Source organism: Actinomadura napierensis (assembly GCF_039529375.1).
In the GTDB taxonomy this organism is placed as follows: Bacteria; Actinomycetota; Actinomycetes; order Streptosporangiales; family Streptosporangiaceae; genus Spirillospora; species Spirillospora napierensis.
Genome location: NZ_BAAAMR010000106.1, coordinates 16,698 through 33,457 on the forward strand (window position 1 = coordinate 16,698; position 16,760 = coordinate 33,457).

At 76.2% G+C, this 16,760-nt stretch carries 17 protein-coding genes and 1 pseudogene; 10 read left to right on the forward strand and 8 right to left on the reverse strand.

Annotated elements, in window-relative coordinates; genetic code table 11:
- Positions 1 to 38 precede the first annotated feature (38 nt).
- The 3 genes from ABD296_RS39195 to ABD296_RS39205 form a co-directional block, all read right to left on the reverse strand.
- The gene (locus tag ABD296_RS39195; RefSeq protein WP_344279786.1) at positions 39 to 1,274 is read right to left on the reverse strand and encodes an isochorismate synthase; all 1,236 of its coding nucleotides are present in this window, start codon (positions 1,272 to 1,274) and stop codon (positions 39 to 41) included.
- Between the two features lie 225 nt (positions 1,275 to 1,499).
- The gene (locus ABD296_RS39200) at positions 1,500 to 2,096 is read right to left on the reverse strand and encodes a biotin transporter BioY (RefSeq protein ID WP_344279789.1); all 597 of its coding nucleotides are present in this window, start codon (positions 2,094 to 2,096) and stop codon (positions 1,500 to 1,502) included.
- Positions 2,097 to 2,142: 46 nt separating this feature from the next.
- Positions 2,143 to 2,940, reverse strand: a complete 798-nt coding sequence (locus tag ABD296_RS39205) for a spermidine synthase family protein (RefSeq protein ID WP_344279792.1) — start codon at positions 2,938 to 2,940, stop codon at positions 2,143 to 2,145.
- A gap of 88 nt (positions 2,941 to 3,028) precedes the next feature.
- Between ABD296_RS39205 and ABD296_RS39210 the strand changes: the two genes are divergently transcribed.
- The gene (locus tag ABD296_RS39210; protein WP_344279795.1) at positions 3,029 to 3,871 is read left to right on the forward strand and encodes an SDR family NAD(P)-dependent oxidoreductase; all 843 of its coding nucleotides are present in this window, start codon (positions 3,029 to 3,031) and stop codon (positions 3,869 to 3,871) included.
- A gap of 63 nt (positions 3,872 to 3,934) precedes the next feature.
- Here the strand turns inward: ABD296_RS39210 and ABD296_RS39215 are convergent, their stop codons facing one another.
- Positions 3,935 to 4,405 carry a cupin domain-containing protein gene (locus ABD296_RS39215; RefSeq protein ID WP_344279798.1) on the reverse strand — a complete coding sequence of 157 codons (471 nt, stop codon included), beginning with the start codon at positions 4,403 to 4,405 and terminating at the stop codon, positions 3,935 to 3,937.
- 53 nt (positions 4,406 to 4,458) lie between these two features.
- Here ABD296_RS39215 and ABD296_RS39220 point away from each other — a divergent pair, with 53 nt between their 5' ends.
- Together ABD296_RS39220 and ABD296_RS39225 are read left to right on the forward strand one after the other, a co-directional pair.
- On the forward strand, positions 4,459 to 5,451 hold the full coding sequence (locus tag ABD296_RS39220) for a helix-turn-helix domain-containing protein (protein WP_344279801.1): 993 nt from the start codon (positions 4,459 to 4,461) through the stop codon (positions 5,449 to 5,451).
- A gap of 23 nt (positions 5,452 to 5,474) precedes the next feature.
- Entirely contained in the window at positions 5,475 to 6,443 is a 969-nt protein-coding gene (locus ABD296_RS39225) for a S1C family serine protease (protein ID WP_344279804.1), read from the forward strand.
- Between the two features lie 54 nt (positions 6,444 to 6,497).
- Here ABD296_RS39225 and ABD296_RS39230 read toward each other — a convergent pair whose 3' ends face one another.
- Positions 6,498 to 7,502, reverse strand: a complete 1,005-nt coding sequence (locus ABD296_RS39230; protein ID WP_344279807.1) for a GlxA family transcriptional regulator — start codon at positions 7,500 to 7,502, stop codon at positions 6,498 to 6,500.
- 102 nt (positions 7,503 to 7,604) lie between these two features.
- On the opposite strand from ABD296_RS39230, the gene ABD296_RS39235 reads away from it, so the two are divergent.
- Together ABD296_RS39235 and ABD296_RS39240 are read left to right on the forward strand one after the other, a co-directional pair.
- Positions 7,605 to 8,369: an NAD(P)H-dependent oxidoreductase gene (locus ABD296_RS39235; protein ID WP_344279810.1), complete on the forward strand. Its 765-nt coding sequence runs from the start codon at positions 7,605 to 7,607 to the stop codon at positions 8,367 to 8,369.
- 70 nt (positions 8,370 to 8,439) lie between these two features.
- Positions 8,440 to 9,057, forward strand: a complete 618-nt coding sequence (locus tag ABD296_RS39240) for an HAD family hydrolase (RefSeq protein WP_344279814.1) — start codon at positions 8,440 to 8,442, stop codon at positions 9,055 to 9,057.
- Positions 9,058 to 9,093: 36 nt separating this feature from the next.
- Here the strand turns inward: ABD296_RS39240 and ABD296_RS39245 are convergent, their stop codons facing one another.
- Positions 9,094 to 10,137, reverse strand: coding sequence for an Rv2578c family radical SAM protein (locus ABD296_RS39245; protein WP_344279817.1), 1,044 nt, complete (start codon positions 10,135 to 10,137; stop codon positions 9,094 to 9,096).
- Positions 10,138 to 10,315: 178 nt separating this feature from the next.
- Between ABD296_RS39245 and ABD296_RS39250 the strand changes: the two genes are divergently transcribed.
- From ABD296_RS39250 to ABD296_RS39270, 5 genes and pseudogenes are all read left to right on the forward strand, one after another.
- Positions 10,316 to 11,929: a glycoside hydrolase family 10 protein gene (locus tag ABD296_RS39250; RefSeq protein ID WP_344279820.1), complete on the forward strand. Its 1,614-nt coding sequence runs from the start codon at positions 10,316 to 10,318 to the stop codon at positions 11,927 to 11,929.
- A gap of 5 nt (positions 11,930 to 11,934) precedes the next feature.
- Positions 11,935 to 12,189 carry a DUF3040 domain-containing protein gene (locus ABD296_RS39255; protein WP_344279822.1) on the forward strand — a complete coding sequence of 85 codons (255 nt, stop codon included), beginning with the start codon at positions 11,935 to 11,937 and terminating at the stop codon, positions 12,187 to 12,189.
- Between the two features lie 534 nt (positions 12,190 to 12,723).
- Complete coding sequence (locus ABD296_RS39260; protein ID WP_344279824.1) at positions 12,724 to 13,374, forward strand: ATP-binding protein; 651 nt, start codon at positions 12,724 to 12,726, stop codon at positions 13,372 to 13,374.
- A 476-nt stretch (positions 13,375 to 13,850) separates the two neighbouring features.
- Positions 13,851 to 14,138 (forward strand): annotated as a pseudogene (locus tag ABD296_RS50725) (ABATE domain-containing protein); the annotation flags it as partial.
- A gap of 149 nt (positions 14,139 to 14,287) precedes the next feature.
- On the forward strand, positions 14,288 to 14,545 hold the full coding sequence (locus ABD296_RS39270; protein ID WP_344279830.1) for a CGNR zinc finger domain-containing protein: 258 nt from the start codon (positions 14,288 to 14,290) through the stop codon (positions 14,543 to 14,545).
- 44 nt (positions 14,546 to 14,589) lie between these two features.
- Here ABD296_RS39270 and ABD296_RS39275 read toward each other — a convergent pair whose 3' ends face one another.
- Together ABD296_RS39275 and ABD296_RS39280 are read right to left on the reverse strand one after the other, a co-directional pair.
- Complete coding sequence (locus ABD296_RS39275; protein WP_344279833.1) at positions 14,590 to 15,717, reverse strand: helix-turn-helix transcriptional regulator; 1,128 nt, start codon at positions 15,715 to 15,717, stop codon at positions 14,590 to 14,592.
- Positions 15,718 to 15,831: 114 nt separating this feature from the next.
- A partial coding sequence (locus ABD296_RS39280; RefSeq protein WP_455363873.1) for a hypothetical protein occupies positions 15,832 to 16,760 on the reverse strand: 929 nt, incomplete at its 5' end.

Here is a 16,760-nt window from a genome sequence, read left to right on the forward strand (position 1 = left end):
GTGCCGGGCCGGTGCTCGGGCGGTGCGGGCGGGGTGGGTCAGCCCTGCAGGGCGTACTGCATGGCGCGGAACTTGGTCTGTGCTTCGGCGAGTTCGGCGCGGGGGTCGGAGTCGGCGACGATGCCGCAGCCGGCGAACAGGCGGGCGCGGGTTCCGTCGAGCTGGGCGCAGCGCAGGGCGATGCCCCATTCGCCGTCGCCGCGGGCGTCGACCCAGCCGACGGGGCCGGCGTAGCGGCCGCGGTCCATGCCTTCGAGTTCGCGGATGAGGTCCATGGCGGTGTCGGTGGGGGTGCCGCAGACGGCGGGGGTGGGGTGCAGGGCGGCGACGACGTCCAGGACGGAGCGGTCGGCGGTGAGGCGGCCGCGCAGGGGGGAGGCGAGGTGGTGCAGGTTGGGCAGGGTGAGCAGTTCGGGTTCGGCGGGGACGTGCAGGTCGGCGCAGAGGGGGGCGAGGGCGTCGCGGACCATGTCGGCGGCGTAGCGGTGTTCCTCGCGGTCCTTGGCGGAGGCGGACAGGCGGGCGGCGCGGTCGTGGTCGGCGGCGGGGGTGTCGCCGCGGGCGGTGGTGCCGGCGAGGACGAGTGATTCGATGTCGCCGCCGGTGCGGCGGATGAGGAGTTCGGGGGTGGCGCCGACGAGGCCGGCGCAGGAGAAGGTGTAGCAGCCGGGGAAGCGGTCGGCGAGGCGGCGCAGCAGGACGCGGGCGTCGATGGGGGCGTCGGCGCGGACGGTGAGGTCGCGGGCGAGGACGACCTTGCCGAGGGCGCCGCCGCGGATGCGCTGGACGGCGGTGGCGACGGCCTCGCCCCAGGCGTGCGCGGGCATGGCGCCGTCGCCCCAGGTGAGGCCGGTGGGGGGCTGGGGTTCGTGGACGAGGGAGAGGGGGTCGGCGTCGTCGCCGATGGTGGTGAGCCAGGCGCGGCCGTCGCGGCGGCCGAGGACGCGGCGGGGGACGATCAGGACGGAGTCGGGGGACTTGGGGTCGAAGGCGAATCCGCCGAAGGCGACGGGGCCGGAGCCGGGGACGGCGAGGGGGTCGTCGATGGCGGCGGCGCCGAACAGTTCGCGCAGGAGTGCGGCGGCGGCGGTGAAGCGGTCCTCGCCGCCGGGCAGGGTGATGCGGGCGGCTTCGCCCCATCCGACGATGCCCTCGCCGTGGCGGATCCAGGCCAGGGCGGAGGGGTGCGGAAGTCTCGAGACGAGGTCGCCGGGGTCGGCGACCGGGACGGTGCGGACGACGAGGCGGTCCGGTGCTGTCACGGCGAGCTTCACGAAAGCCACTGTACGGCAGAATTGAACCTGTTCAAACAGGCGGGGTGGCGGCGTCCGGTGAGGTGTGCGCCACATGCCGGGCGCATGCCGGGCGCCTGCCGGGCACGGGGCCACCGGCTGCACATTCCCGATCCGGCCGTCCCCATGCATGGCGCCTCGGGGCGCCCGCCCATGCGCCGCCCCTGCGCGGAAGGCGCGCGGGGGCGGGAATTTGCGGGGCCGGGGTCAGGAGGTGCGGCCGGTGAGGCGGCCGGTCAGTTTCCACGCGGCCGGCAGGAGCGCCGCCGCGAGCGCGACCTTCAGCGCGTCGCCGGCCAGGAACGGCGTCATGCCCAGGTGCAGCGCCTTGCCGGGGCCGACGTGCAGGGACGCCATCAGGTAGGGGACGCCGGCGGCGTACATGATGGCGGTGCCGGTCAGCATCGTCGCGACGGTGCGGATCGGGGTGCGGTCGCCGCCGCGTTGCGCGAGCCGGCCCACGGCGGCCGCGGCGACCACGAAGCCCAGCACGTAGCCGAGCGTCGGGAAGCCGGTGCCGGAGGCGCCGTCGGTGAACCAGGGCACGCCGGCCATCCCGGCCAGCAGGTAGACGAGCATGCCGAGGGCGGCGCGGCCGGGGCCGAGCGCGGCGCCGGCCAGCAGCACCGCGAAGGTCTGCCCGGTGACCGGCACCGGGGTGCCGGGCAGCGGCACCGCGATCTGCGCGGCGAGGCCGGTGAACGCGGCCGCGCCCGCGACCAGCGCGGCGTCGCGGGCGAGGGAACCGGGCAGCAGGTCGCCGAGGACGGCGGGGCTGCGGCGGGCTGCGTGAGCGGTGGCCACTGAACCTCCCATGAACGGTGTTGTCAGCCGAAACCTAGCGAACAGGTCATCTGGCGCCGAACGCGCGGTCGGCGGAACCATCCGGGCGCGGGCGGCGGGCCAGGTACACCACGTCCGGCTCGCCGCGCGGCACCGGCACCGGCAGTGCTTCCACATGGGCGAACCGGGACGCCAGCAGGTCGGCGAAGCCGGGTGCGGCGCCCGCGCTCCACACCGCCAGCACCCCGCGCGGGCTCAGCCGCCCGGCGAGCAGGTCCAGCCCGTCCGGCCCGTACAGGCGGGCGTTGCCGGGCGTGACCGTCCAGTCGGGGCCGTTGTCGATGTCCAGGCACACCGCGTCGAACACCGCCGCCTCCGCCGGGCCGGCCCCGGCGGGCGGCGCGGCGGGGGGGGGGGGGGGGGGCTGCGGCGCGGCGGACGGCGCGGCGGCGACGACGTCGAGGAGGTCGGCGAGGACGAGGGCGGCGCGGGGGTCGTCCAGCCCGCCGCGCGACCACGGCCGCAGCGGCCCGGCGTGCCAGGCGGCCACCGCCGGCTCGCGCTCCACCACGGTGACGTGCGCGACGGCGGGGTGCGACAGCGCCTCGGCCAGGGAGAACCCGACGCCGAGCCCGCCGATCAGCACCCGCACCGGCTCCCCGTTCCCGCCGGTGTCCAGGGCGGCGTCGACGGCGGCGCGGACCAGCAGCCGCTCGGACTCGCCGTTGCGGGTGTCCATCAGGAACGTCCCGTTGCTGATGATCTCGTAGTCGGCGCCCGCGCGGCGCAGCACCAGCTCTCCGCCGACGCCCGCGGCGCGCTCCACGACGACCGGCTCGGCCCGGTCTTCCCCGATCACGTCCATGGCCCCCGACCCTAACGACCCGTGGTGCGGCGGCGAGCCCGCTCGGGGGGCTGGGCGGGGGAGGGGAGGGTCGGCTACGGTGCCGGGCATGCCCGACCCCTCCGCGTCCCGTCCCCCCGCGCACCCGTCCGCATCGCCGGCTCCGGCCGGCGGCGCGCTGCTGCCCGGCCGCCGCATCCTGGTCGTCGGCGCCGGGACCCGTGCCAGCGCCGATCCCGACGCCCCGGTCGGCAACGGCCGGGCCATCGCCGTCACCGCCGCCCGGGAGGGCGCCGAGGTCGCCTGCGCCGACGTCGACGAGCGCGCCGCCGGTGCGACCGCCGGCATGATCGCCGCCGAGGGCGGCCGCGCGCACGTCGTTGTCGCCGACGTCACCGACCCGGCGTCCTGCGACCGTGTCGTCGCGCAGGCGGCCGAGAGGCTCGGCGGGCTGGACGGCGTGGTGTTCAACGCCGGGATCGGCATCGGCTACGGGATGGCCGGCACCGCCCTGGCCGACTGGGACCGGGTCCTGCAGGTCAACCTGCGCGCCCCGTTCCTGGTCGGCAAGGCGGCGCTGCCCGCCCTGGACGCCGGCGCCGCGATGGTGTTCATCGGGTCGCTGGCGGGCACCAAGCCCGGTTCGCGGTCGCCGTCCTACGACGCCTCCAAGTCCGGGTTGACCGGGCTGGTGCGCCATATCGCCGCCGAGGGTGCGGGACGCGGCGTCCGCGCCAACGTCGTCGCGCCCGGGCTCATCGACACCGTCATGGGCCGTGAGGCGTCCAGCGGCAACGCCACCCGTGAGCAGGTCGCCGCGCTGATCCCGATGCGGCGCCAGGGCACCGCGTGGGAGGTCGCCGATGTCGCGGTGTTCCTGCTGTCGCACCGCGCCGCCTACGTCACCGGCCAGGTCGTCCACGTCGACGGCGGTCTGTCCACCCTGCGCTGACCCGCCCGCGGCACGGGTTCCGGCGCGGCGCCGCCCCCTGAACGGGGCGTGTGGCGTCGCGGGTCAGGGGGCGAGGGGGTGGCCGGCGGTGGCGTCGACGTGGTCGGGCAGGTCGTCGTGGCGGTCGCCGACCGACAGCGTGCCCGCCGGCTCCAGCAGCAGGATCGACGCGCCGCCCGGGGACGAGGGGCGGTGCTCGACGCCGCGCGGCACCACGAACACCGAGCCCGCCGGCAGCGTCACCTCCCGCTCCGACCCGGCCGGGGCGCCCGGCTCGCCGCGCAGCGCGATCGTCAGCTCGCCGTCCAGCACCAGGAAGAACTCGTCGGTGCCGTCGTGGACGTGCCAGACGTGCTCGCCCGCCGCCTTCGCCACCCGCACGTCGTAGTCGTTGACCCGCGCGACGATCCGCGGGCTCCACGTCCGGTCGAAGCCTGCCAGTACCGCCGCGAGTTGCACCGGCGCCGGCCGCGCCGCGCCGGTCCGGTTCTGCGCGCGCCGCTCGTGCGCGTCGTGGTCGCTCTTGGTGTTCATGGGGTCAATGTTCCCCGGTGGCGTCGCCCGACCGTGAGTGCTAGGAATCGCATATGCCGCAAGGATCCTCGCACCGTGTCGCGGTGATCGTCGGGCCCGGGTCCAACCCGTTCGAGCTGGGGGTGGCCACCGAGCTGTTCGGGCTGGCCCGGCCCGAGCTCGGCCACCCCTGGTACGAGCTGACGCTGTGCGCGCCGCGCCCGTCGGTGCGGATGCACGCCGGGTTCTTCACCCTCGGCGGCGTCGCGGGGCTGGAGGCCGCCGACGACGCCGGGACCGTGATCGTCCCCAACCGGCCCGACCCGCTCGCCGGCACCGACCCCGCCGTGCTGGCCGCGATCCGGCGGGCGGCGCGGCACGGCGCCCGGCTGGTCAGCTTCTGCACCGGCGCGTTCACCCTCGCCGCCGCGGGGGTGCTGGACGGCCGCCGCGCCACCACCCACTGGCGGTGGGCGGAGGCGTTCACCGCCCGCCATCCCGCGGTCCGCCTCGAGCCGGACGTGCTGTTCGTCGACGACGGGGACGTGCTCACCGCCGCCGGGTCCGCCGCCGCCCTCGACCTCGGCCTGCACCTGATCCGCCGCGACCACGGCGCCGAGACCGCCAACAGCGTCAGCCGCCGGCTGGTGTTCGCCGCGGGACGCGACGGCGGGCAGCGGCAGTTCGTCGACCGGCCCGTCCCCGCCGTCGACGCCGCGTCCCTGCAGCCGCTGCTGGACTGGGCCCGCGAACGCCTCGACCGGCCCCTCACCGTCGCCGCGCTGGCCGCCCGCGCCGCCGTGCACCCCGCCACCCTGCACCGCCGCTTCCAGGCCGAACTCGGCACCACCCCGCTGGCCTGGCTGACCGAGGAACGGGTCGCGCTGGCCTGCCGGCTGCTCGAGCGCGGCGAGGACCGCCTGGAGGCCGTCGCCCGCGCCAGCGGCCTGGGCACCGCCGCGAACCTGCGGGCGCGGCTGCGGCGCCGCACCGGCCTGACCCCCACCGCCTACCGGCGGCGTTTCGGCCCCGGGAACACCCCGCCACCCCCCGATGTTGCGCGGTAATGTTGTAATCATCTGGAGGTGCGATGTCCCCCGACCCCCGCGAGCCCGGTCCCCGCGAGCAGGAGCCCCTCGACGCCTATTCCGCCACCGTGTCCGCCGTCGCCCGCGAGCTCACCCCCCGCGTCGCGGCGCTGCGCGTCCGCCACCGCCGCGGCGAGGGAGCCGGATCCGCCGTCGCGTTCACCGGCGACGGGTTCCTGCTCACCAACGCCCACGTCGTCGGCGCCGCCGCCGGCGGGCAGGCCGCCTTCGCCGACGGATCCACCGCCGAGTTCACCGTCGTCGGCACCGACCCGCTGTCCGACCTCGCCGTCGTGCGCGATCCCGGCGCCGTCCCCGGCCCCGCGACCCTCGGCGACAGCGACCGCCTGGTCGTCGGGCAGCTCGTCGTCGCCGTCGGCAACCCCCTCGGCCTGGCCGGCTCGGTCACCGCCGGCGTGGTGTCCGCCCTCGGCCGGTCCCTGCCCGCCCGCGGCGGCGGCGCCGCCCGCGTCATCGAGGACGTCATCCAGACCGACGCCGCCCTCAACCCCGGCAACTCCGGCGGCGCCCTCGCCGACTCCCGCGGCCGCGTCGTCGGGATCAACACCGCCGTCGCCGGCACCGGGCTCGGCCTCGCCGTCCCCATCAACGCCACCACCCGCCGCATCATCGCCGCGCTGATGCGCGACGGCCGCGTCCGCCGCGCCTACCTCGGCCTGGTCGCCGCGCCCGTCCCCGTCCCCGCCGCGCTGCGCGCCCGCACCGGGCAGGACGAGGCGCTGCGCGTCGCCGAGGTCGTCCCGCAGAGTCCCGCCGACCGCGCCGGGCTGCGCCGCGGCGACCTGGTCCTCACCGCCGCCGGGCACCCGGTCTCGCACGCCCAGTCCCTGCAGCGGCTGATGTTCGAGGGCGCCATCGGCCGGCCGCTGCCCATCACCGTCGTGCGCAACGGCGCCATGGTCGACGTCATCGCCGAACCCACCGAGCTCACCGACACCGAACCCGCCTGACCCCGCGCGCCCCTGACCCCGCGCGCCCCTGACCCTGCGCGCCGGCTCGGCCGGTCAGTCCGCAGGACGTCCCGCGTCGGGGGCGGGGCCGCGGAACGTCGCCCGGTACGCCGACGGCGGCACCCCCACCGCCGCCTGCAGATGCGCCCGCAGCGACGCCGCCGTCCCGAACCCCGACCGCTCCGCCACCCGCTCCACCGGCAGATCGGTCTCCTCCAGCAGCTGCCGCGCCCGCTGCACCCGCTGCGCGGTCAGCCACACCGCCGGCGACACCCCCGCCTCCTGCCGGAACCGCCGCGTGAACGTCCGCACGCTCATCGACGCCCGCGCCGCCAGCTGCGCCAGCGTCACCGGCTCCTCCAGCCGCTCCAGCGCCCACGCCCGCGCCGGCCCCGTCGAGGCCTCCCGCGGCGCCGCCACCGGACGCGCGATGAACTGCGCCTGCCCGCCCTCCCGGTGCGGCGGCACCACCGTGCGGCGCGCCACGTCCCCCGCCACCGCCGCGCCGTGGTCCCGGCGGATCATGTGCAGGCACAGGTCGATGCCCGCCGCCTCGCCCGCCGAGGTCAGCACACCGCCCTCATCGGCGTACAGCACCGCCGGGTCCAGCTCCACCGACGGGAACATCGCGGTGAACCGGTCCGCCGACAGCCAGTGCGTCGCGGCCCGCCGCCCCTCCAGCAGCCCCGCCGCCGCCAGCACGAACGCGCCCGTGCAGATCGAGGCGACCCGCGCGCCCCGCCGGTGCGCCGCCGCCAGCGCCGCCGGCACCGGACCCGCGCCCGGGCACCGCTCGTCGACCTCGTGCGAGGCCGGCACCAGCACCGTCCCCGCCCCCTCCAGCGCCTCCAGCCCGCTGCGCACCTCCACCTGGAAATCGGCGTCGGTGCGCACCGGCCCCGCCGCCACCCCGCACGACACCACCTCGTACAGCCGGTCCCCGCCCGCCGACCGGGCGTGCCCGAACAGCTGGTGCACGATCCCCAGCTCCATCGGCAGCACACCGTCGCGCACCAGCACCGCCACCCGGTGCGGCATGCCTCTCGCCACTCCGCTCATGGCCCGATCCTTGCACATGATGGCCCACCGGCCACTCGTGACCGCCCGCGCCGCCCGGCAGCATCGAACCCAGACTGCGATCCCGCGAAAGGAGCACACGCGATGAACGTGCTGTGGGTGTTCGCCCACCCCGAACCGCGCTCCCTCAACGGCGCCCTGCGCGACCACGGCACCGCGACCCTGCGGCGCCACGGCCACCGCGTCCGCCACTCCGACCTGTACGCGATGGGCTGGAACCCCGTCGCCGGCCCCGCCGACGTCGGCCACGACCCCCGCGAACCCCTGCGCCTCGGACCCGCCTCCGAGCACGCCCGCGCCACCGGCGCGCTCGCCCCCGACATCCGCGCCGAACACGCCAAACTCGCCTGGGCGGACGCGCTGGTCCTGCAGTTCCCGCTGTGGTGGCACGGGATGCCCGCCATCCTCAAGGGCTGGTTCGACCGCGTGTTCGTGCAGGGCTACGCCTTCGGCGTCCACGACGAGGACGGCCGCGCCCGCCGCTACGGCGACGGCGGCCTGGCCGGGCACCGCGCCCTGGTCGTCACCACCGCCGGCGCCCGCGCCACCGGCCTCGGCCCCCGCGGCCTGCACGGCGACGCCGAGGACGTGCTGTTCCCCCTCCTGCACGGCACCCTGTTCTACGCCGGCATGGACGTCCTGCCGCCCCTGGTGATCACCGGCGCCGACCGCGCCGGACCCGCCGAGCACGCCCGCGCCGCAGCCCGCCTCGACGCCCGCCTCACCGCCCTGCCCACCGCCGACCCCATCCCCTACCGGCCCGAACGCGGCGGCGGCTACGACGACGAGCTGGTCCTGCGCCCCCACCTGGCCCCCGGACGCACCGGCCTCGCCGTCCACCGCACCTGACCCGCGCGCCCAGGACACCGAACTCTCCACATGTGCGAACAAACGTGATATTTGTTGGAAGCAGTGGGAAGTGAACAGCGATGCCGAGGGGGCCGCGATGGAATGGGTGATCGTCGACTACGGCGAGGTGGTCTGCCGCACCCCGCCCGAGGACGCCGCCGCCCGCCTCGCCGGAGCCGTCGGCGCCGCACCCGGCGCGTTCTGGGACCTGTACTGGAGCGGCCGCGGCGCCTACGACCTCGGCGCCGTCGACGCCGCCGGATACTGGGGCGAGCTGTGCGGGCGCCTGGGCCGCGCCGCGACGCCCGCCCTGCTGGAGGTGCTGGTCCGCCTCGACCTGGAGATGTGGTCCCACCTCGACGAGGGCATGCTGGCGATCCTGCGGGACCTGGACGCGCGCCGCGTCCCGCTGGCGCTGCTGTCCAACGCGCCCCTGGAGATGGCCCGCCACATCGAGGCCGAGCCGTGGGCCGCGGTGTTCCGGCACCGGTTCTTCAGCGCCGACCTGCGGCTCGCCAAACCCGACCCGGCGATCTACCGGCACGTCGCCGGACGCCTCGGCGCCGCGCCCGCCGACCTGACCTTCGTCGACGACCGCCCCGCCAACGTCGAGGCCGCCCGCGCCGCCGGCCTGCGCGCGTTCCTGTTCACCGGCGCCGACCGCCTGCGCCGCGACCTCGCCCTGTGACCGCCGGCGGCGGGTGCCCTCAGCGTTACAGCAGCGTTACAGCAGCGACAGCTGCTCGGGCGCGGGCGGCGGGGGAGCGGGGACGCGGCGGTGCGGCGACGGGCCGCGGCGCCCCGCGCCCACCCCGTACCGGGCCGCCAGCTCCCGCACCCGCGCCGAGATCCGCCGCTGGTACTCCGCCGGGGCGTAGGCGCCCGACCCGTACAGCCGCGCGTAGGGGACGACCAGCTCCGGATGGTGCTCGCGCAGCCACGCCATGAACCACTCGCGCGCGCCCGGACGCAGATGCAGCGTGATCGCCGACACCGACGTCGCGCCGGCCTCGGCGATCTGCCGCACCGTCTCCTCCAGCTGCGCGGGCGAGTCCGACAGGTAGGGGATCACCGGGCCCATCAGCACCGAGCAGCCGATCCCGGCCTCGTTGAGCCGCGCGCACACCTGCAGCCGCTTGCGCGGCGCCGGCGTGCCGGGCTCCACCAGCCGCCACAGCCCGGGGTCCACCGACCCCACCGACACCGCGGCGCTCACGTCGGTGCGCTCGGCCGCCTCCTGCAGCAGCGGCACGTCCCGCAGGATCAGCGACCCCTTGGTCAGGATCGAGAACGGGTTCGCCGCGTCCCGCAGCGCCGCCAGGATCCCCGGCATCAGCCGGTAGCGGCCCTCGGCGCGCTGGTAGCAGTCGACGTTGGTGCCCATCGCGATGTGCTCGCCCCGCCACCGCGGCGCCGCCAGCTCCGCCCGCACCCGCTCGGCCGCGTTCACCTTCACCACGATCCGCGAGTCGAAGTCGGCGCCCGCGTCCATCTCCAGGTACTCGTGGGTCTTGCGCGCGAAGCAGTACACGCACGCGTGGGTGCAGCCCCGGTAGGGGTTGATCGTCCAGCGGAACGGCATCCGGGACGCCTTCGGCACCGCGTTGATCATCGACCGGGCGCGGACCTCGTAGAAGGTCGTCCCGCGGAACTCCGGCGTGTCGAAGGTACGCGCCACCGCCCGCCGCTCGATCAGCGGCACGGCCGCGCCGTCCCCGGCGCCGCCGCCATCCTCGTCCCCGGAAAGCCGCAGGTGGTCCCAGCGCACCCCCGCCCCCTCTCGAACATGTGAACGACCTGGTGTGACGGCCAGTATGGAACGCGTGTTCGAAGATCGCAACGGGGCGGTCGAGGGGACGAAGCGGGACACGCCGTACCGCGGGGCATCACACGGACATCGGCGTTCCGTCCGAACCATCGCAACGGATGCGTAACAATGGCTCGCTATGGCATGGCGAACGGGGACGCGGATCCGGGCGACCGCGGCGGTCCTGGCGGCGGGCGCGGTGACGGGCGTGACGGCGGGCTGCGGCGTGCCCGCCTTCGGCGGAGGCGACGACGGCGACCGCGCAGGCCCCGTCACCGCCGGCGCCAAGCCCGAATGCCCCAAGGCCGCCGCGCCCGACGGCGACGGCCCCACCCGGCAGGTGCGCGGCATGTGGATCGCCACCGTCGGCAACACCGACTGGCCCACCGAGCCCGGCCAGCCCGCCGCCACCCAGAAGAAGCAGTTCACCCGGCTCCTCGACACCGCCAAGGCGATGAACATGAACGCGGTGTACGTGCAGATCCGCCCCGACTCCGACGCGTTCTACCCCTCCCCGTACGAGCCGTGGTCGCAGTGGCTCACCGGCAAGCAGGGCAAGAACCCCGGCTACGACGTCCTGAACTTCATGGTCGAGCAGGCGCACGCGCGGAACCTGGAGTTCCACGCCTGGTTCAACCCCTACCGCGTCAGCCGCCAGGACGACCTGAAGAAGCTCGCCGCCAACAGCCCCGCCCGCCGCCACCCCGACTGGGTCCGCAAGTACGGCGGCGGCCTCTGGTACGACCCCGGCCTGCCGCAGGTCCGCGACCTGGCCACCAAGGCGGTCTTGGACGTCGTGCACAAGTACGACATCGACGCCGTCCACTTCGACGACTACTTCTACCCCTACCCCGAGGACGGCGACTTCCCCGACGCCGCCACCTACAAGACCTACGGCAAGGGCCTGTCCAAGGCCGCCTGGCGGCGCCGCAACGTCGACACCCTCGTCCAGACCCTCTCCCAGCAGATCCACCAGGCCAAACCCTGGGTGCGGTTCGGCATCAGCCCCTTCGGCGTGTGGCGCAACAAGTCCAGCGACCCGAACGGCTCGCCCACCAGCGCCCTGCAGAGCTACGACGACATCTACGCCGACACCCGCGGCTGGATCAAGAAGGGCTGGCTGGACTACGTCACCCCCCAGCTGTACTGGCCCATCGGCGACCCCCGCGCCGGCTACGCCGAACTCGTCGCCTGGTGGGCCGGCCAGGTCAAGGGCACCAGCGTGCAGCTGACCATCGGCCAGGCCGGCTACCGCGTCGGCGAGGCCGGCGCCTGGAAGAAACCCGCCGAACTGTCCCGCCACCTCACCCTCAACCGCAAGTACCCGCAGGTCAGCGGCGACGTGTTCTTCAGCGCCACCGACATCGCCGCCAACCGCCGCGGATTCGCCGCCCGCATCCGCGACGACCACTACTCCCGCCCCGCGATCCCGCCCGCCGTCACCGGACGCGGCGGCCACGCCCCGCCGCCCGTGCAGGACACCAAGGCCGTCCCCGACGGCAAGGGCGTCAAGGTGCAGTGGCGGCCCTCCCAGGACGCGGCGTCCTACGCGGTGTACCGGGTCGACGGCAAGGCCGCCGGCTGCGCCCCCGTCGACCGCGCCCGCCTGATCGGCGACATCCGCGGCGGAGGCGTCATCGACCCCTCCGCCAAGCCCGGCCGCGCCTACACCTACTACGTCACCGCCCTGGACCGCCTCCACCACGAGAGCGCCCCCGCACGCGGCGCAACGGTTACCGCCGCCGAAGGATAATGATCATGCTCCGTGGGGAAGAACACAGCACTGCCCGCCCCCCGGAGGTACTGAGCATGGCGCTGTCGATGGAGGAAGAGCGGATCCTCACCCAGATCGAGGTCCGCCTGAGCGAGGACGACCCGCGGCTGGCAGGCCGCCTGGCACGGCTCGGCGCCCCCCGCGGCCGCCGCGCCCGCGTGATCACCGCGACACTGATCACCGCCGCCGTCGTCCTGGCGGCCATCGGAGCCGCGATCGCCGCCGCCCTGGTGCAGTGACCCGCACCACCGCCGGCCGCCCCGGCCGCCCGCCTCCCGCCGCCGACGGCCCACGACACCCCGCCCCGACGAAAACCTGAACACCTGAACGCCCAGCTGAGACGCCGACATGTCGAGCATGCCGCCCGAGCATGCGAACGCCGAGGCCCCGACGAGAACGAATCTCGCCGGGGCCTCGGCGCTTAGGCCGGTGTGGTGGTCGCCTCACGGCGAAAGGCACAACGGAGTTCCAGCCCGGACCGTACGGACCGGCGGTATTCCCCGAAGGCATTGTGTAGAGCCCGGGGGACACAAGCCACACCGACGCCACCCACCATAACGGCAACCGGACCCTGCTCATTCCACCGGGGCCGTCCGCGTGTCCACCATCACCTCACCCGCGGGTGAGGATCGCCTGCGCCCGTGCACCGCCCCCGCGCCCGATGCGTCCCTGAAGATGGACCGACGCGGAGAACGCCGGAACCGGACGCCGGGACGGGGAACACCCGGCGCCGCACCCGGCCCGCACACCGCCAACGGTGAGGAGACGGGGAAGTGGGAGCCGACGGGCCCGGCATCGACACGGCCACCAGCATCGACACAACCACAACCACGGGCACAACCACGGGCACGGGCGTCGACGCGACCGGCATCGGCGCCGCCGCGGGGGAGCGCGACCCCTCCCGGGACGCATCCGGCGGCGCGTCCCGCGCCGCGTCATGGGAACTGCCCGACGACCCCCGCACCGCCTCCCGCGCACGCGCCCTCACCACGCGGACACTGGACGCCTGGCACGTCACCGACCCCGCCGACGTCGACGACATCGTCCTGATCGTCGACGAACTGGTCACCAACGCGGTCGTGCACGGCGCCGGACCGGTCCGCCTCGCCCTCCGCCTGGACGGCGCCCGCCTCACCGGCGAGGTCGCCGACGCCGTCGCCGCGGCGCCGCCCGCCGGGCGGCCGGGGCCCGCCGTCCTCGACTGGTCCGAGGCCGGCCGCGGACTGCTGCTGGTGACCGCGCTCGCCACCGGCTTCGGCGCCCGCCCCCACGCGGCGGGCAAGACCGTCTGGTTCACCCGCGACCTGAACCGCGTCAACGGCCACCACCCCAACGGCCACCGGCCCGCCGCCGCGGCCGCGGCGGCGCCCGTCACCGCCGAGCGTCCCTCCGGGCCTCAGGCGGCTCCTCCGCCTCTCCGGTGACCGTTCCCGCCCGGCGGCCGCAGCGCCCGGCACGGACGGCCGGGCAGGCAACGCGACGGGCGGTGGGACGGGGCCGTCCGCGCGGCCACGCGGGACGTGCCGGGCCGCCGCGACCGCCACCACCGCCGCAGGCAACGCCACCAGACAGCACACCCCCGTCCACCCGAACCGGCCGTAGACGGCCGCCCCAGCCACGAGCCCGCGCTGCCGCCCAGGAACGAGCGATCAGCGGGATCAGCGCCTGCGGGAAGTAGATGTTCGCCACGGTCACCCCGCACGTCACCGCGAGGAACCAGGTCAGCCGACGGCCGAGGACCACCTCACCGGACACGCCAGCGGAGGCGGCGGCCGGCGACGGGACGCCGGGGGAGTGCGGGGTGTCGGGGGATGGGGGCACGAGCACCTCGCACGAGTGAACCGGTTATAACGGTTCAGGACGGTACCAGTTAAACCGGTTCGCGGCTATGCTCGACGCCATGGCCCCCTCCGCGCCGCCCGGTCAGACCGCCGCCTTCCGCCAGGGCGCCGGCCGGATCTGCCTGGACTTCATCCGCACCCTGCGCCACCGCGGCGGCCCCGACGCGGTCGAGGAACTCGCCGGCCCCGCCCTCGACGCCTGGATCCGCCAGTTCGGCCCCTACGGCGAAACCGAAACCGGCGAGACAGGCGACACCGGTGCGCGGGAGGCGGTGCGCGCCGACGCCGCCGATCTCCTGGCCGCCCGCGCCCTGCGCGAGGCGATCCACCGGCTCGTCACCGCCGCCCGCGACGGCGGCTCCGCCGCCCCCCGCCCCGCGTCCCCCCACCTCGTCAACCCCCCCCCCCCCCCCCCCCCCCCCCCGCCCCCCCCGCCGGCTCCGCCGCCCGCGACGCCGCGTCCCGCGACCTGGTCAACACCGCCGCCGCGCGGCCCGTGCCCGTGCCCGCCCTCGACGCCGCCGGGCGGCTGCGCCACCACGCCGCCGAACCCGTCACCGCGATGCTCGCCGTCCTGGCCCGCGACGCCCTCGACCTGGTCGCCTCCACCGCCCTGGCCCGCGTCCGCGCGTGCGCCGGCGACCGGTGCGGCGCCCTGTTCCTGGACACCTCCCGCCCCGGGACCCGCCGCTGGTGCTCCATGAACACCTGCGGCAACCGCGCCAAGAAGGACGCCCTGCACGCCCGCGACTGACCCGCCCCTGAATGCCCGTGAACGCCGGTGAACGCCCGCGGCGGTCACGCCTGCAGCGGGCAGCGGTCCACCACCCAGAGCTCCTCCTCGTCGTCCGAGATCGGACGCGGCGGCTCGTCGGTCAGCCGGTCCAGATGCCACTCGATGTGCGCCAGCGGCCCCCGCCAGCCCGCCAGCAGATCGGCCAGCGGACGCGGCGGCCCCGGCGGCCCGTAGGGGCGCGGATCGGGCAGCTCCTCCTCCCACAGCGCGTCGTCGCAGTCGGCCGCCCAGTGCGCCGCCGCCTCCAGCACCTGGTTCAGGTCGCGCGCCAGATCCCCCAGCGACCGCAGCGCCATCGCGTCCTGGATCATCCGCTCCCGCGCGTCATAGGGCAGCTCCCGGTCGAACCCGGCCGGGAACGCCGGACGGCGCCCCTCCAGCACCGGCTCCTCGCCCGTCGCCGCCGCCCGGACCGCCGCCAGCTGCCAGCGCGTCCACTCCGCCAGATGCCCCAGCACGCCCCGCAGCGCCGCCGCGCCCTCACCGCCGCCCCGCACCTGCACCGCCGCGTCCCGAAGCCGCGACCGCACGAACTCCAGCCGGTCCAGCGTCCACGCCCGCGCCCGCACCGCGCCCGCAGGGCCCCGCGGACCCGCCTCCGCCGCCGGACGCGGCATCGGCACCCGCAGCGCCGCCAGCAGCCCGTCCAGGTCCCGCACCTCCGCGCCGCGCCCCGACAAGACCGCCGCGCCCACCCGGTCCACCCGGAACATCCGCGGCCCGTCGCGCATCAGGCACCACCCCACCAGGTACTCCCCGTAAGGTGCCGTCACCAGGCCGTGCGCCTCCACATCACGGAAACTGCGCGCACCGGCCTGGTCGGTGTAGGCGAGACGGACGATCCGGCGCCGCCGCACCGCCTCGGCGAGCGTGCCGCGCACCGGGCCCATCAGCGACGCCACCTCGCTGAGCGGCTCCGGCTCCGCGGGCGCCGCCAGGACGTACCCGCCGCGTCCCTCCGCCCGCACCGGCAGCCCGCCGTGCGTCAGCAGCTCCAGGTCGCGGCGCACCGTCCGCTCGCTGACGGCCAGCCGCGCCGCCAGCTCCCGCGGCTCCAGCGGCTCGGGCGAGGCCGCGCGCAGCTCCGCCACCAGCGCCAGCAACCGGTCCACACGATCGACATGCTCCACACACCCATCGTGACCGCGCGCACCGACATTATGCGGCGCCGAAGACGGCTGTAACCCCCACGGGACAGGGGTTTCCGGTGCTCCGGCCCCGCCCGCGGGGGACAGGGGACCGGGTCAGTGGCCCGACAGCTCGGCCGCCAGGCCCTCGAAGTCCGCCGCCGTCAGCGTCAGCGCGCTGCCGATCGCCTGCGTCGCCTCGGCGTTGCCCAGCTGCCGCGTCGCGGCCCGGTCCAGATACGCCTCCACCAGCCGCGCACCGGTCAGCCGGCCGCGGCCGCGCAGCGACCCCGCCTCCCGCTCCACCACCGTCCACGCGTCCGAGCCCAGCCGCAGCGACCGCTCCTCGGCCAGCAGCCCGACCAGCGCCGACCGCGCCCGCGCCGTCCCCAGATCCGGCAGCCGCACCGCCCGCAGATCGGTGACCAGCTCCGGCGACGCCGCCGACAGCTCCCCGACCCGGTCCGGCTCGCACGTGCCCAGCAGCGCGGTGTCGTTGACGCCCTCCAGCCGCGCCCGGTAGAGCACCGACGCGTACGCCGGGCCCTGCGCCTCGTCCAGGATCAGCCCGTCCAGGCCGTCCAGCAGCAGCACATGCCCGCTGTGCTCCTCCAGCGCCGCCCGCAGCCCGTCCGGGCCGGCGTCGCGCAGGTCCTCGGCGTGCACCGAGTGGACCTCGCCGCTGGAGGCCTCGACCTCCGCCAGCGCCCGCGCCACCATCCGCGCCAGCCGCCGCTGCCCGCTGGACGGCGCGCCGATCAGCAGCAGCGCCGGCGCCGACGCGATCCACACCTCCTGCCCGCGCAGCCGCCGCGCCCACTTGCCGCGCCGCCGCACCTCCGTCACCACCCGGCCGATGTCGTCGGCGCCGCACAGGAACCGGATCCCGTCCGCCTCGGCGATCTGCGGGCTCGACTCCGGCACCGGCGCCGGCGGCGCCGGAGGGACCGGCTCGGGCACCGGCACCGACGCCGGCGCGGCCCGCAGGCGGGCGGGCGCGGGCCGGGGCATCGGGGCACCCCGCCCCCCCCGGCCCCTACAAGTCC

Coding starts and splice junctions, on each gene's coding strand:
- ABD296_RS39205 (WP_344279792.1), bottom strand. CDS start 2,940: ATGGACGTGATCGGGGAAGACCGGGCCGAGCCGGTCGTCGTGGAGCGC.
- ABD296_RS39210 (WP_344279795.1), top strand. CDS start 3,029: ATGCCCGACCCCTCCGCGTCCCGTCCCCCCGCGCACCCGTCCGCATCG.
- ABD296_RS39215 (WP_344279798.1), bottom strand. CDS start 4,405: ATGAACACCAAGAGCGACCACGACGCGCACGAGCGGCGCGCGCAGAAC.
- ABD296_RS39220 (WP_344279801.1), top strand. CDS start 4,459: ATGCCGCAAGGATCCTCGCACCGTGTCGCGGTGATCGTCGGGCCCGGG.
- ABD296_RS39225 (WP_344279804.1), top strand. CDS start 5,475: ATGTCCCCCGACCCCCGCGAGCCCGGTCCCCGCGAGCAGGAGCCCCTC.
- ABD296_RS39230 (WP_344279807.1), bottom strand. CDS start 7,502: ATGAGCGGAGTGGCGAGAGGCATGCCGCACCGGGTGGCGGTGCTGGTG.
- ABD296_RS39235 (WP_344279810.1), top strand. CDS start 7,605: ATGAACGTGCTGTGGGTGTTCGCCCACCCCGAACCGCGCTCCCTCAAC.
- ABD296_RS39250 (WP_344279820.1), top strand. CDS start 10,316: ATGGCATGGCGAACGGGGACGCGGATCCGGGCGACCGCGGCGGTCCTG.
- ABD296_RS39255 (WP_344279822.1), top strand. CDS start 11,935: ATGCTCCGTGGGGAAGAACACAGCACTGCCCGCCCCCCGGAGGTACTG.